Genomic DNA, 12,875 nt, shown 5'->3' with positions numbered 1-12,875 from the left:
TACTGGGCCGTGAACCGGCGCCGACAACATACTGATCGAACGGCCGGGCTCCGTAGGTCCGGGATCATGCGCTGTGAAATCATTCTTCAGATTCGAGCGAGCATGATCTCGCCGCAGCCATGTCGTACACCAGCTTTGGCTGCCAGACATCGTACACCCGTGCGCATCTCTGTGCTGAAGAATTACGACGCCGGACCTCCCGTTGAGTTCCGCGGCGTGCGGCTCCGCGCGGTGACCGCGCAGGAGGGCTGCGGGAACGTGGGATAATTAGGTTTAATCTGTGTGACGTATTTCCTGCGGCCGGCTGCCCGGCCGGCCGGGGTGCGCCGCAGCGAACGCCGATTCAGGAGTCCCCGCCATGGTTGCCACCCCAGCCCACCTCCGCCGCTCTGCCGCCGCGCTCGGAAACGACGAGGTCCTGAGGATCCGCAACGACTTCCCGATCCTGCAGCAGCACGTCAACGGCAAACCGCTCGTCTACCTGGACTCCGGGGCCACCTCGCAGAACCCGCTCAGCGTGCTCGAGGCCGAGCAGGAGTTCTATGAGCAGCGGAACTCTGCGGTGCACCGCGGGGCACACCATCTTGCCGTCGAGGCCACCGAGGTGTTCGAAAACGCCCGGGAGACCGTGGCCGACTTCATCGGAGCGGAGTGGGACGAACTCATCTGGACCTCCAACGCCACGGAGGGCCTGAATCTGCTCACCTACTCGTTCCTGAACGCCTCCCTGCCCGGCGCGACTCCCGACGCCGCCCGGTTCGCGCTGGCCCCGGGCGACGAACTCGTCGTCACGGAGATGGAACACCACGCCAACCTGATTCCGTGGCAGGAGCTGGCGGCCCGGACCGGCGCCATCCTGAAGTTCATTCCCATCGACGACGCCGGAGCCCTGGACCTGGAGGCCGCCGCCGGCATCATCGGCCCCCGCACCCGGATTCTGGCGTTCACCCACGCCTCCAACGTCCTGGGCACCATCAACCCGGTGGCCGCACTGGTCGGCCTGGCCCGGTCCGCGGGGGCGCTCGTGGTGCTCGACGCCTGCCAGTCCGTGCCGCACCTGCCCCTGGATGTCAAGGCGCTCGACGTCGACTTCGCGGTGTTCTCCGGCCACAAGATGCTCGCCCCCACCGGAATCGGTGCCCTCTACGGCCGTTCGGAGCTGCTCAACGCGATGCCGCCGTTCCTGACCGGCGGCTCCATGATCACCACCGTTACGATGGAACGTGCCGGGTTCCTGCCGAGCCCGCAGCGCTTCGAGGCCGGCACCCAGCGCATCTCGCAGGCCGTGGCGCTCGCCGCGGCGGTGAACTATCTCACTGAAACCGGGATCGACCGCATCCATGCCTGGGAGGTAGAACTCGGGCAGCGGCTGGTGCAAGGCCTGGGCTCCATCCCCGGAATCCGGGTCCTGGGCCCCGCGGCGGGGGAGGAACGGATTGGCCTTGCCGCGTTCGACGTCGCGGGCGTCCACGCGCACGACGTCGGCCAGTTCCTGGACAGCCGGGGCATTGCCGTGCGAGTGGGACACCACTGCGCCCAGCCGCTGCACCGCCGGCTCGGACTGACGGCCACGACCCGGGCCAGCACCTACCTGTACAACACCACGGACGATGTGGACGCGTTCCTTAACGCGGTCTCCGATGTCCGTGCCTACTTCCAAGCCTAGGACGGACATCCATGAGTCTTGACCAGCTCTACCAGCAGATCATCCTGGAACACTCCAAGGCCCGTCACGGCAGCGGCCTGGCCGCGGCGGAGGCACCTGCGGGGGCCAGCAGCGGGCAGTCCCACCAGCTGAATCCGACCTGCGGCGACGAGATCACGGTCCGGGTGTCCGTGGCCGGCGGGAAAGTCAGTGAGCTGCGCTGGGACGGCGATGGCTGCTCGATCTCGATGGCCTCGGCCTCCGTGCTGACGGACCTTGCCGAGGGCATGACCGTCGAGGAGCTGCGCGCCGTGATTGACAGCTTCCGCGAAGTGCTGCGCTCGCGCGGCAAGGTGGCGGCCGACCCGGAGCTGCTGGGCGACGCCGCCGCATTCGAGGGCGTATCCCGCTACGCCGCCCGGGTCAAGTGCGCCATGCTCTCGTGGGTGGCCGCGGAAGACGCCCTCGGCCAGGCGCTGGCGGCCTGAGCTCAGGGCGATCGGACAACGCGTCCGGCTAGGGTCGGCCAAGCCCCTTGTAGACCCACCCGGCGGCGCGCCACTTGGCCGGGTCCAGGACGTTACGCCCGTCCAGGATGCGTGGCGATGTCACCAGCGCCTTGGTCAGGTGGGGATCCAGCTCCCGATACTCCTGCCACTCGGTCAGCAGCAACACCGCGTCGGCCCGCTGCAGTGTCGTCTCAAGGTCCTGCTCCATCGGGAGTTCGGGGAAGCGCCGGGCCGCATTGGCCAGTGCCTGAGGGTCCGTGACAGTCACCACGGCGCCCTGCAGCTGTAGTTGCGCGGCTGCGCTCAAGGCCGGTGAGTCGCGGACGTCGTCGCTTTCGGGTTTGAAGGCCGCCCCCAGCACGGCGATCCGCTGTCCCAGCAAAGTGCCGCCGCAGAGCTCCCGGGTGAGTTCCACGACGCGGGTCCGGCGCCGCATATTGATGGCGTCCACTTCCCTCAGGAACGTCAGCGCCTGGTCGGCGCCCAACTCGCCGGCCCGGGCCATGAACGCCCGGATGTCCTTGGGCAGGCAGCCGCCGCCGAATCCGATGCCCGCGTTCAGGAACTTCCTGCCGATCCGGTCATCAAGTCCGATCGCATCGGCCAGCCGGGTGACGTCGGCCCCCGTGGCTTCACAGACCTCGGCCATGGCATTGATGAAGGAGATCTTGGTGGCGAGGAACGAGTTGGCGGCCGTCTTCACGAGCTCTGCGGTGGCGTAGTCCGTCACCAGCCGGGGCGTCCCGCCCGCGAGGGGAGCCTCGTAGACCCGGTCCAGGACGGCCACGGCGGGATGGTCCTCGCTGCCGTCCGGTATCCCGTAAACGAACCGGTCCGGGTTCAGGGTGTCCGTCACGGCGTGACCTTCGCGCAGGAACTCCGGATTCCAGACCAGGGTGGCACCCGGCTCGGTATCGGCCAGGACCTCGGCCAGCCGTGCGGCGGTTCCCACCGGGACCGTGGACTTCCCGGCGACGACGTCGCCCGCTGAGAGATGGGCGGCAAGGGCCGCGACGGCGGCATCCACGTAGCGCAGGTCGGCGCCGTTCTCGCCGCGCTTCTGCGGCGTTCCGACGCAGATGAAGTGGACCTCCGCGCCCCGGGCGGCCGACATGTCGGTGGTGAACCGCAACAGCCCCGACTCTTCAAGCTCGGAGAGGAGATCATCCAGCACAGGTTCGTAAAACGGGGCGTGCCCCGCTGACAGCTGCGCCACCTTGTGTTCGTCGACATCGATGCCGACAACCTCATGCCCCAACTTTGCCATGCACGCGGCATGGACCGCGCCCAGATAGCCGCAACCGATAACCGAGATCCGCATACGCTCGCTGTCCTCCCGTCGTGGCCTGTTCACAGAGTACGCGGTGGCGCGGGGATCATACAGTCTCGTGGAGTGCTACTGCCGGCATCCCAACGGGGCATGAATTCCGGCTAAATTCCGGCACGCCGGCGGAGGCAACCGCCGGCGTGCCGAATGCTAGCTGACCAGCCCGGCGATGCCGATTGCCGCCGTCGCGGCCCCCAGCACCATGGAGATGCTGACGAGGACCACATGGACGGTCAGGAAGCGCGTGGCCTTGCCGTTGGCGTCGCGGGCCCGCGGGTCCTTCATGACGCGCCGCAGGAACTGCGGCCAGACGACCAGGGACCAGATGCCGGAGACAATCAGGACGAAGGCGAGGAACGCGGGCAGCTGCATGGTGCTAGTGGCTCTCGAGCCAGGCCTGGGCCTGCTGGGACTGAAGGTTCAGGGCCTTGCCGACCATCGGTTCTGCGGCATCGGCGATCTTGCCGCCAAGGAACGGCACCGAGGAGGTCACGTTGCCCTCGAGCTCGATCCGGGTGCTGCCGCCGTCGGACACGAGACGCTGGACAGCGTTCACATCCAGCGGTGCGCCGGCGACCTTCAGCGAGATCTTGCTCTGCCGGGAACCGTCGGCGGCGGGCGCCTCCCAGGCTTCCAGCTGCGTCACCTTCAGGCTCTCGCCGACAAATTTCCGGGCGATGTCCGGCATCCGGGTGGTGGGGATGGTCCGTACGGTGGTCGTGCTGAACGCGCCGGCGGGATCTCCGTCGAGGGCGAAGGATTCCAGCGTGCCGCCAACGAGCTCGCTCGTGTGGCGCAGGAAGTCTTCATCGACGAAAACCGCGGTAACGCGGTCGACGCTGTGCGGAACGGTAGTGGATGCACTCAGGGCCATTGGGGGGTCCTCCGTGGTGTGGAAGTGGACGTTTCGGGCTCCAACATCCTACGTGGTGTGGCTGGCAGGCTCCGATTCGAGGTTTTCCAGATCACGGGCAGCGGCGGTGATGTTCCGCGACATCGCGGGAAAAATGACGCTGTGGAACGGCAGCACGGCGAGCCAGTAGAGGCGGCCGCTCAGGCCCTTGGGGAAGAAGATGGCGCGCTGGCGGTAACGGCTGCCGGTGCCCTCCGGCTCCACGGAGAGCTCAAGCCACGCCCGGCCCGGGGCCCGCATTTCGGCCCGGAGCCGCAGGAGCCGGCCGCGGTCGATCCGCTCGACCCGCCACCAGTCCACCACTTCGCCCTCCGCCAGCAGGTGCGGGTGCCGGCGGCCGCGCAGCAGCCCCGCCCCGCCGGTGAGCTTGTCCAGCCAGCCGCGCACCTGCCAGGCCAGCGGCAGCGAATACCAGCCGTTCCGGCCGCCGATGCCCTCAATGACAGTCCACACGTGCCTGGGGTCGACCTCGCTGTGGAAGCTGCGCTCGTCCAGGTACACCGTGTGGCCGGACCATTCCGGGTCGCTCGGCAGGGGATCGGCGTCGACGCCGGCGCTGGCCCACGTGGTTTCCACCTGGCCGTCGCGTTCCTTGCCCAGGGCGAGGGCGACGGCCTTGCGGTAGGGCGTCAGGCCGCCCTCCGGCACCGGGATGTAGCCATCGATGTCGTGCTCCCGGGCGACGGCGTCGTGCTGGAGCGATTCGACGAGCGGCAGGGACATGGCGAGCGGGATCGGGGTGGTCAGGGCCACCCACATGCCGGCCAGCTTGGGCGCGGGCACCGGCAGCGCCAGGACCACCCGGTGCGGCAGGCCGGCCTCGGCGGCGTACTCCTTCATCATGCCCGCGTAGCTGAGCACCTGGCGGCAGCCGATATCGAACGTCCGGTTGATGGGTCCTTCCAGCGACGCCGCGGCCACGAGGTAGTACAGCACGTCCCGGACGGCGATCGCCTCGATCTTGTTGCGCACCCAGCTCGGGGCGGGCATCAGCGGGAGCGTCTCGGACAGGTGCCGGATCATTTCGAACGACGCCGATCCGGACCCGATGACGACGCCGGCCTGGAAGACCACCGCGTCCACCGGGCTGTCCAGGAAGACTTTCCCCACCGCCTCACGGGAACGCATGTGGGTGGACAGCTCGGCGCCGGCCGGATGCAGCCCGCCAAGGTACACAATCCGGTCCACCCCGGCCGTGGCCGCCGCCCGGGCCGCCGTCGCGGCCATCGACTGTTCCTTGGCCTCAAAGCCGGCGCCGGCCGCCATGGAATGGACCAGATAGTACAAGACGTCGACGCCGTCGAGCGCCGCCCGCAGTGCCTTGCCGTCGTCGAGGCTGCTTTGGACCACTTCGACGTCGTCCAGCCACGGCACGCCGGCGATTTTGGCCGGTGTCCGGACCAGGACTTTGACCCGGTGTCCCGCTTCGAGCAGCCGGGGGACCAGGCGCCCGCCGATGTAGCCGGTGGCCCCGGTGACGAGCACGGACTTGTTCATGGTGACTCCTTCTCATCCGGCAGGTTGGCGGGTGGCCTACCAAGCCATTCGGAGCGGGGGCCGCGGCGGATGGCCGCCGCCCGTCCCTTTCGCCAGCCTAGCCCCATGTGACCTTCCGATGGGGCCTTCCGGGGACCGGGGAGCGTCCGGGGACGGGCACAGCCCGCGGAGCCCGGGTGCGGCCGCCCCCGGGCTCCGCGGTAGGCTTGGAAGACCCGGGATTCTTGCGAATTTCGGCTATTCGTGTTGCCTGCATTTCCGTGATCACCTCAGGAGCAACAGCTATGAGCCTCAACGGCCCGTCTCTCACCGGCCTGCGCCGCGTCCTCGCCGAGGACCGCACCTACGCCCGCGTCCGGGCCGAGGCCTCCCGCGGATTCGCCGGCCGCAGCGAGGACTACCAGATCAGCGCCCCGGCCGGCCTCCGGGCGACGCTGCTCGCGGAAGTGGCCGACGGCATCTCGGCGGGTCCTGACGCAGGTGCCGGCCCGGCCCCGGTCGTCCTGGCCGTCACGGCCACCGGCCGGGAGGCCGAGGACCTGACGGAGGCACTGCGTGCCTACCTGCCGGCCGACGCCGTCGCCGAGTTCCCCAGCTGGGAAACCCTCCCGCACGAACGGCTCTCGCCGCGCTCGGACACAGTAGGCCGCCGGCTGTCCGTGCTCCGCCGCCTGGCCCACCCCGAAGCGGCCGGCGCCGGCGCGCTGCGCGTCGTCGTCGCCCCGGTCCGGGCCGTGGTCCAGCCGATCGTGGCAGGCCTGGGCGAACTGGTCCCCGTCACCTTGACCACCGGCCAGGAGGCCCCGTTCGGCGACGTCGTGAAGAGCCTTGCGGCGGCCGCCTACGCCCGGGTGGACATGGTCACGCGCCGCGGCGAATTCGCGGTGCGCGGCGGCATGCTGGACGTCTTCCCGCCCACCGAAGACCACCCGATCCGGGTCGAGTTCTTCGGCGACGAAGTCGAACAGATGCGGTGGTTCGCCGTCGCCGACCAGCGCTCCCTCTCCGCGCCGGGCGTCCACCATCCCACCGAGCTCCACGCCCCGCCCTGCCGCGAAATCCTCATCACGCCCTCGGTCATGTCCCGCGCGGCGACGCTGAAGTCCCAGCTGCCGGCCGCGGCGGACATGCTGGAAAAGATCGCCGGCGGCATCGCGATCGAGGGCATGGAGTCCCTGGCGCCGGTGCTGGTGGACGCCATGGTCCCGTTCCTGGACCAGCTCCCGTCCGGCTCCGTTGCCGTCGTGATCGAACCGGAAAAGGTCCGCACCCGGGCCCACGACCTCGCCGCCACGAACGAGGAATTCCTCGAGGCGGCCTGGTCCACGGCCTCCGACGGCGGGACCGCACCCCTGGACCTGAGCTCCGCGGCGTCCGAGGCCCTGCATTCGGCCAGCTTCCGGTCGCTGACAGACACCCGCACCACGGCCCTGGCCCACGGTGTCTCGTGGTGGTCCATCACTTCCCTGGCCACGGACGAGGACCTGCTGCCCGACGTCGATGTCCTGAACCTGCATGCCCGCGAACCCCGCGGCTACCAGGGTGACGTGGCCGAAATGATGGACTTCATCGGCTCCCGAGTGCGGGACCAGTGGCGGATCGTGGTGGTCACCGAGGGCCCGGGCCCGGCCCAGCGGCTCGCCGAACTCTTCCATGACAACAACATCCCGTGTGCCCGGGTGGACAGGCTCGACGACGAGCCGCAGGCCGGCCTGATCGAGGTGACCACCGCCGCCGTCGGACGCGGCTTTGTCCTGGACCCGCTGAAGGTGGCGCTGCTGACGGAGGCGGACCTGCTGGGCCGGACGTCCGCCGGGTCCACGAAGGACATGCGGCGGATGCCCTCCAAGCGGCGGAACGCCGTGGACCCGCTGCAGCTCGTGGCCGGCGACTCGGTGGTGCACGAACAGCACGGCATCGGCCGGTTCGTGGAACTGATCCAGCGCAAGGTGGCCGGGGGAGGGGACGGGGTGCGCGAATACCTCGTGCTGGAATACGCCCCGTCCAAGCGCGGCGCCCCCGGCGACCGGCTCTTCGTGCCCACCGACCAGCTGGACCAGGTCACCCGCTACGTCGGCGGGGACACCCCCGCGCTGAGCAAGATGGGCGGGGCGGACTGGGCGAGCACCAAGTCCAAGGCCCGCAAGGCCGTCAAGGAAATCGCCGGCGAGCTCATCCGGCTGTACTCGGCCCGGATGGCCTCGCGCGGACACGCGTTCGCCCCGGACACCCCGTGGCAGCGCGAACTGGAGGAAGCCTTCCCGTACGTGGAAACCCCGGACCAGCTGACCACCATCAACGAGGTCAAGGCCGACATGGAACGCGAGATCCCCATGGACCGGCTGATCTCCGGCGACGTCGGCTACGGCAAGACCGAAATCGCCGTGCGGGCCGCGTTCAAGGCGGTCCAGGACGGCAAGCAGGTGGCGGTGCTGGTGCCCACCACGCTGCTGGCCCAGCAGCACTACGAGACCTTCACCGAGCGGTTCTCCGGGTTCCCGCTTCGGGTCAAGCCGCTCTCCCGCTTCCAGGGCTCGAAAGAAGCCAAGGAGACCGCCGAAGGGGTCAAATCCGGCGCGGTGGATGTCGTCATCGGCACGCACCGGCTGCTGTCCAAGGACTTCGCGTTCAAGGACCTGGGCCTCGTGATCGTGGACGAGGAGCAGCGCTTCGGCGTCGAACACAAAGAGGCGCTGAAGAAGATGCGCACCAACGTGGACGTCCTGGCCATGAGTGCCACCCCGATTCCGCGGACCCTGGAGATGTCCCTGACCGGCATCCGCGAAACGTCCACCCTCGCCACGCCGCCGGAAGAACGCCACCCCGTGCTGACCTACGTGGGGCCCTACACGGACAAGCAGACCTCCGCTGCTATCCGCCGGGAACTCATGCGCGAAGGGCAGGTGTTCTTCGTCCACAACCGGGTCTCAACGATCGACAGCACCGCAGCCAAGATCCGCGAGCTGGTCCCGGAAGCCCGGGTGGAGGTCGCACACGGCAAGATGTCCGAGAGCAGGCTTGAGCAGATCATCGTGGACTTCTGGGAGAAGCGCTTCGATGTCCTGGTCTGCACCACCATCATCGAAACCGGACTGGACATCTCCAACGCGAACACGCTGATTGTCGACGGCGCGGACAAGTACGGGCTCTCGCAACTGCACCAGCTGCGCGGGCGCGTGGGCCGCGGCCGCGAACGGGCGTACGCCTACTTCCTGTACCCCTCGGAGAAACCCCTGGGCGAGGTGGCGCTGGAGCGGCTCAAGGCCGTCGCAACCCACAACGAGCTCGGCGCCGGCATGCAGCTGGCCATGAAGGACCTCGAAATCCGCGGCGCCGGCAACCTGCTGGGCGGAGAACAGTCCGGCCACATCCAGGGCGTCGGATTCGATTTGTACATCCGGCTCGTGGGCGAGGCCGTGGCAGAATACCGCGGCGAGGCCGAAGAGAAGGCCGCCGAGATGAAGATCGAACTGCCCGTCAACGCGCACCTGCCGCACGATTACGTGCCCGGCGAACGGCTGCGCCTGGAGGCGTACCGCAAACTCGCCGGCGCCATCACGTACGAGGCGATCGACGAGGTCCTCGCCGAGCTCGTGGACCGCTACGGCGAACTGCCGCTGCCGGCGAAGAACCTGATCGACGTCGCCCGCTTCCGGGTGGGCGCCCGCGAGGCCGGACTGTCCGACGTCGCGCTGCAGGGCAACTTCATCAAGTTCTCCCCGGCCCAGCTCCCGGAGTCCAAGCTCATGCGGCTCACCCGGATGTACCCGGGCGCGCAGGCGAAGCCTGCCCTGGACGCCGTGCTCATCCCCAAGCCCAAGACCGCGAGGATCGGCGGCCGGGACCTGCAGGACGCCGAAATCCTCGAATGGGCCAACGGTGTCATCCGCAACATCTTCACCGACGTCCCGCTGGCGGTGAAGTAAAGAGTGATGGGAGGACACCATGCCGCGTCGGGAGCCGCGGCGTGGGTAGCTATTGCCTCGACCGGCCCCTACGCCCTGGGCTGGTACCCGCTGGACCCCACGGGGATCGTGATCGGCGCCATGGCGACGGCGGGGACCGCGCTGGTCTGCGACTGGGACCACCGTGCCAGCACCGTGGCGCACGCCCTGCCGCCGCTGTCCAACATGGTGGCGCGCGGCATCGAGAACGTCAGCGGCGGCCACCGGCAGGGCACGCATTCGGTGCTGGGCGCGGCGTTCTTCGTGCTGCTGGCCACGATCGCCGGGCAGTTGCAGGTGCAGACCCGGTGGGGGCTGCTGTCCGTCGGGGCGGGCCTGCTGTGCATGTTCATGATCAACATCGCCGCGAAGGCACTGAAGCTCTTTCCCAAGTACGGCTGGATCAGCAACTGGGTCTTCGCGCTGGTCATGGCGGGCCTGGTGACGTGGTTCGCGCCGCACCAGTGGACCTGGCTGCCGATCTCGATGCTCACCGGCGTGCTGGTGCACATTGTGGGTGACATGATCACCACCGGGGGAGTGCCGTTGCTCTGGCCGCTGGTGATCAAGCCGCCGAAGGTGCTGCGGAAACTGCCGCTGCTCAAGAACGTCTGGAAGGCCAACGGGGCGTTCTCCATCCCGCTGCTGGGCCGGGCGGGCTCGCGAAGGGAATGGCTGGTCCTGATCCCGGTGAGCGGCTACGCGATGGTGGGCATGTTCGGTGCGGGACTGGCCGTGGCGAAGGCGCACTTCCCCGCGGCCCTGGCGCTGGGCACCGGACTGGTCAAAGGCCTGTTCACGCTAGTGCAGGCAGCTTAAATGACTGAAGCTCCGGACATCCGGAGCTTCAGTCATTTAAGGATCGGGAAAGCCTAGTTTTCGCCGGCCGAATCCGAGCGGCCCAGCAGCGTCTGCGGGATCCAGAAGGCGAGGGCGAAGAGGACCAGGCAGACGGCCATTGGCCAGGGGTTGTCCAGAGTGAGGAAGGTCAGCGAGTAAATCGCTCCCAAGAACAGGACCATCATCGGCACGAACAAGGCGATGCTGGATCCGAGGCTGTTCTCGACCCGCCGGGACTCGGTGTTGTTGCTGGACATTCGTTCCTCCTCGGCCCCTGGGGGCTCAAAACTGTGGGCACTGCCGGCGCGGATCAGTACGCGGACGAACCCTGTTCACCCGTGACGATCGCGATGCCGGAGCTGGCGCCAATACGTGTTGCACCTGCAGCAATCATAGCCTGTGCATCAGCCAGGGATCGCACGCCGCCGGAGGCCTTGACGCCAAGGTCCGGGCCGACGGTGCGGCGCATCAGGGCGACGTCCGCGGCCGTGGCACCGCCGCCGTTGAAACCGGTGGAGGTCTTCACGAAGTCCGCCCCGGCCGCAACCGCAGCCTCGCAGGCGAGCACCTTCTGCTCATCGCTCAGCATCGCCGTTTCGATGATGACCTTCAGGATGGCGCCGCCCTCGTGGACGGCCTCCGCGACGGCGGCGATGTCATCCACCAGCGAGCCCTTGTCATTGGCGCGGGCCGCGGCGATGTTGATGACCATGTCCACTTCTTCGGCACCGTCCAGGACGGCGCCGCGGGCCTCGAACGCCTTGACGTCGCTCGGGGTGGCGCCCAGCGGGAAACCGACCACGGAGCAGGTCAGCACGCCGGAACCCTTGAGCGCGGTCTTGACTGTCTTGACCCACACCGGGTTCACGCAGACCGACTTGAAATGGTACTCGGCCGCCTCGGCGCAGACCTTGAGGATCTCGGCCTCGCTGGCCTCCGGCTTGAGCAGGGTGTGGTCGATGTAGGAGGCAATGCCGGGCGTGCCCTCGGCGGCGGCTTCGTGGCTCATGGTGGTCCCTTTCCTGGCGGGCCTGGGACGCTGCGGTCCTTTACCCGGGCCTTGTGGGCCTGCGGGCCCTGTCGGCGCCGCATGGTTCGCGGCTTATCAGGTGACCATCTTGCCATAGGACCGGCCCGGCGGATGTGCCCGCCGGGCCGGCCCCTTACGATCAGGCAGCCTCCGCGAGCGGGCTTCCCATGGTGGCCTGCAGCAGCTGGGAGGCGCACACCGACGCGGCGGAGCCGGACGCCACGAGCAGTCCCAGCCGGACGCCGTCGTAAGCCGCGGCGTCCCCGATTGCCCAGATACCGGGCACGGAGGTGCGGAAGTCCTGGCCGATGACAATTCCGCCGCCGGGTGCGGTGGTGAGTCCTGCCGTGGCGGCCAGTTCGTCCCGGGCGATGCGCTCCTCGGCGAGGATCACGAGGTCGCCGTTCATGCTGGAGCCGTCCTCGAACACGATGCCGGATGCCGGCAGGACCGACCCGGCGAGGGTGGGAACGACGGCGGCGGGCCGGACAGTGGTGCGGACGGGACGGACGCCGCGGGACCGGAGCACGGCCTCGGCCTGGCCGGCGGCGGAGCCGGTGCCGACCAGGATGCCCAGGGGGCGCCGGCCCAGGACCCGGGTGACGTCCTTGACGGCGTCGCCCAGCCGGGCGGCGTCGTCGATCGTGGAGTAGCTCAGGCACCGGGCGGCGCCCTCCACCGGGGCCTCGGCGGGGGCGGACCCGGTGGCGATGACGAGTTCGTCGTAGCTGAATTCCATGCCGTCGGCGGTGGTCACGAGGCGGTTCCCGGCATCGATGTAGCTGGCCGGCTGGCCGAAGCGGACGGACACCTGCGGCAGGACGGCGAGCTCCAGCAGTTCCTCGGGCGCGTCATCGCGGTTGCTGAGCACCGTGATGGCACCGGCAAACGGGGTCCGGGTGAGCTGGCGGACCAGGGCCAGGGCGGCCGGGCCGGCGCCGGCGATGACGATCCTGGGCCGGGCGGCCGTGGTGGCTGTCGTCGGAGAATCGGCGGTGGATGCAGCGGCTGCCTTCGAGGAAGACGTGCCGGAGGTGGGAGACAATGCCGGAGCGGACATGTGCTGGCCCTTTCGCTGGGGTGGCCATCGTGTGGCCGGTGTGCTTGATGAACCCCAGCCTAGGCGCCCGATTTTTCCGGGGTGTTTCCCGGGTGTTGCCTCTTCGGCCC

Annotated in this window: 11 protein-coding genes; 4 read left to right on the top strand and 7 right to left on the bottom strand. The window is 68.8% G+C overall.

All coding sequences use genetic code 11. The features are described 5' to 3' along the window. Positions 1–358 precede the first annotated feature (358 nt). On the top strand, positions 359–1,666 hold the full coding sequence (locus tag ABD243_RS08055) for a SufS family cysteine desulfurase (protein WP_344364085.1): 1,308 nt from the start codon (positions 359–361) through the stop codon (positions 1,664–1,666). Between the two features lie 11 nt (positions 1,667–1,677). Further along, a complete protein-coding gene (gene sufU, locus ABD243_RS08050; RefSeq protein WP_344364083.1) occupies positions 1,678–2,133 on the top strand; it encodes a Fe-S cluster assembly sulfur transfer protein SufU in 456 nt (151 codons plus the stop codon). Between the two features lie 28 nt (positions 2,134–2,161). On the opposite strand, the gene ABD243_RS08045 is transcribed toward sufU, so the two are convergent. The 4 genes from ABD243_RS08045 to ABD243_RS08030 all read right to left on the bottom strand — a co-directional run bounded on the left by ABD243_RS08045 (position 2,162) and on the right by ABD243_RS08030 (position 5,891). Continuing rightward, positions 2,162–3,475 (bottom strand): UDP-glucose dehydrogenase family protein, encoded by a 1,314-nt coding sequence (locus tag ABD243_RS08045; RefSeq protein ID WP_344364081.1) that lies wholly within the window; start codon positions 3,473–3,475, stop codon positions 2,162–2,164. A gap of 156 nt (positions 3,476–3,631) precedes the next feature. Continuing rightward, on the bottom strand, positions 3,632–3,853 hold the full coding sequence (locus ABD243_RS08040) for an SCO4848 family membrane protein (protein ID WP_344364080.1): 222 nt from the start codon (positions 3,851–3,853) through the stop codon (positions 3,632–3,634). A 4-nt stretch (positions 3,854–3,857) separates the two neighbouring features. Continuing rightward, positions 3,858–4,355, bottom strand: a complete 498-nt coding sequence (locus ABD243_RS08035) for a DUF2505 domain-containing protein (RefSeq protein WP_116766067.1) — start codon at positions 4,353–4,355, stop codon at positions 3,858–3,860. A 48-nt stretch (positions 4,356–4,403) separates the two neighbouring features. Next, the gene (locus tag ABD243_RS08030; RefSeq protein WP_344364077.1) at positions 4,404–5,891 is read right to left on the bottom strand and encodes an SDR family oxidoreductase; all 1,488 of its coding nucleotides are present in this window, start codon (positions 5,889–5,891) and stop codon (positions 4,404–4,406) included. A 284-nt stretch (positions 5,892–6,175) separates the two neighbouring features. On the opposite strand from ABD243_RS08030, the gene mfd reads away from it, so the two are divergent. Together mfd and ABD243_RS08020 are read left to right on the top strand one after the other, a co-directional pair. Then, positions 6,176–9,817: a transcription-repair coupling factor gene (gene mfd, locus ABD243_RS08025; RefSeq protein WP_344364075.1), complete on the top strand. Its 3,642-nt coding sequence runs from the start codon at positions 6,176–6,178 to the stop codon at positions 9,815–9,817. A 6-nt stretch (positions 9,818–9,823) separates the two neighbouring features. After that, complete coding sequence (locus ABD243_RS08020; protein WP_344364073.1) at positions 9,824–10,654, top strand: metal-dependent hydrolase; 831 nt, start codon at positions 9,824–9,826, stop codon at positions 10,652–10,654. Positions 10,655–10,707: 53 nt separating this feature from the next. On the opposite strand, the gene ABD243_RS08015 is transcribed toward ABD243_RS08020, so the two are convergent. From ABD243_RS08015 to ABD243_RS08005, 3 genes are all read right to left on the bottom strand, one after another. After that, positions 10,708–10,932 carry a hypothetical protein gene (locus ABD243_RS08015; RefSeq protein ID WP_091250653.1) on the bottom strand — a complete coding sequence of 75 codons (225 nt, stop codon included), beginning with the start codon at positions 10,930–10,932 and terminating at the stop codon, positions 10,708–10,710. A 53-nt stretch (positions 10,933–10,985) separates the two neighbouring features. Then, entirely contained in the window at positions 10,986–11,684 is a 699-nt protein-coding gene (deoC, locus tag ABD243_RS08010; protein ID WP_344364070.1) for a deoxyribose-phosphate aldolase, read from the bottom strand. A gap of 160 nt (positions 11,685–11,844) precedes the next feature. Further along, a complete protein-coding gene (locus tag ABD243_RS08005) occupies positions 11,845–12,765 on the bottom strand; it encodes an FAD-dependent oxidoreductase (protein ID WP_344364067.1) in 921 nt (306 codons plus the stop codon). Positions 12,766–12,875 lie beyond the last annotated feature (110 nt).

The organism is Arthrobacter humicola (assembly GCF_039531445.1).
In the GTDB taxonomy this organism is placed as follows: Bacteria; Actinomycetota; Actinomycetes; order Actinomycetales; family Micrococcaceae; genus Arthrobacter; species Arthrobacter humicola.
This window is presented reverse-complemented; position numbering and strand designations above follow the sequence as displayed.

Coding starts and splice junctions, on each gene's coding strand:
- ABD243_RS08055 (WP_344364085.1), top strand. CDS start 359: ATGGTTGCCACCCCAGCCCACCTCCGCCGCTCTGCCGCCGCGCTCGGA.
- sufU (WP_344364083.1), top strand. CDS start 1,678: ATGAGTCTTGACCAGCTCTACCAGCAGATCATCCTGGAACACTCCAAG.
- ABD243_RS08045 (WP_344364081.1), bottom strand. CDS start 3,475: ATGCGGATCTCGGTTATCGGTTGCGGCTATCTGGGCGCGGTCCATGCC.
- ABD243_RS08040 (WP_344364080.1), bottom strand. CDS start 3,853: ATGCAGCTGCCCGCGTTCCTCGCCTTCGTCCTGATTGTCTCCGGCATC.
- ABD243_RS08035 (WP_116766067.1), bottom strand. CDS start 4,355: ATGGCCCTGAGTGCATCCACTACCGTTCCGCACAGCGTCGACCGCGTT.
- ABD243_RS08030 (WP_344364077.1), bottom strand. CDS start 5,891: ATGAACAAGTCCGTGCTCGTCACCGGGGCCACCGGCTACATCGGCGGG.
- mfd (WP_344364075.1), top strand. CDS start 6,176: ATGAGCCTCAACGGCCCGTCTCTCACCGGCCTGCGCCGCGTCCTCGCC.
- ABD243_RS08020 (WP_344364073.1), top strand. CDS start 9,824: ATGGGAGGACACCATGCCGCGTCGGGAGCCGCGGCGTGGGTAGCTATT.
- ABD243_RS08015 (WP_091250653.1), bottom strand. CDS start 10,932: ATGTCCAGCAACAACACCGAGTCCCGGCGGGTCGAGAACAGCCTCGGA.
- deoC (WP_344364070.1), bottom strand. CDS start 11,684: ATGAGCCACGAAGCCGCCGCCGAGGGCACGCCCGGCATTGCCTCCTAC.
- ABD243_RS08005 (WP_344364067.1), bottom strand. CDS start 12,765: ATGTCCGCTCCGGCATTGTCTCCCACCTCCGGCACGTCTTCCTCGAAG.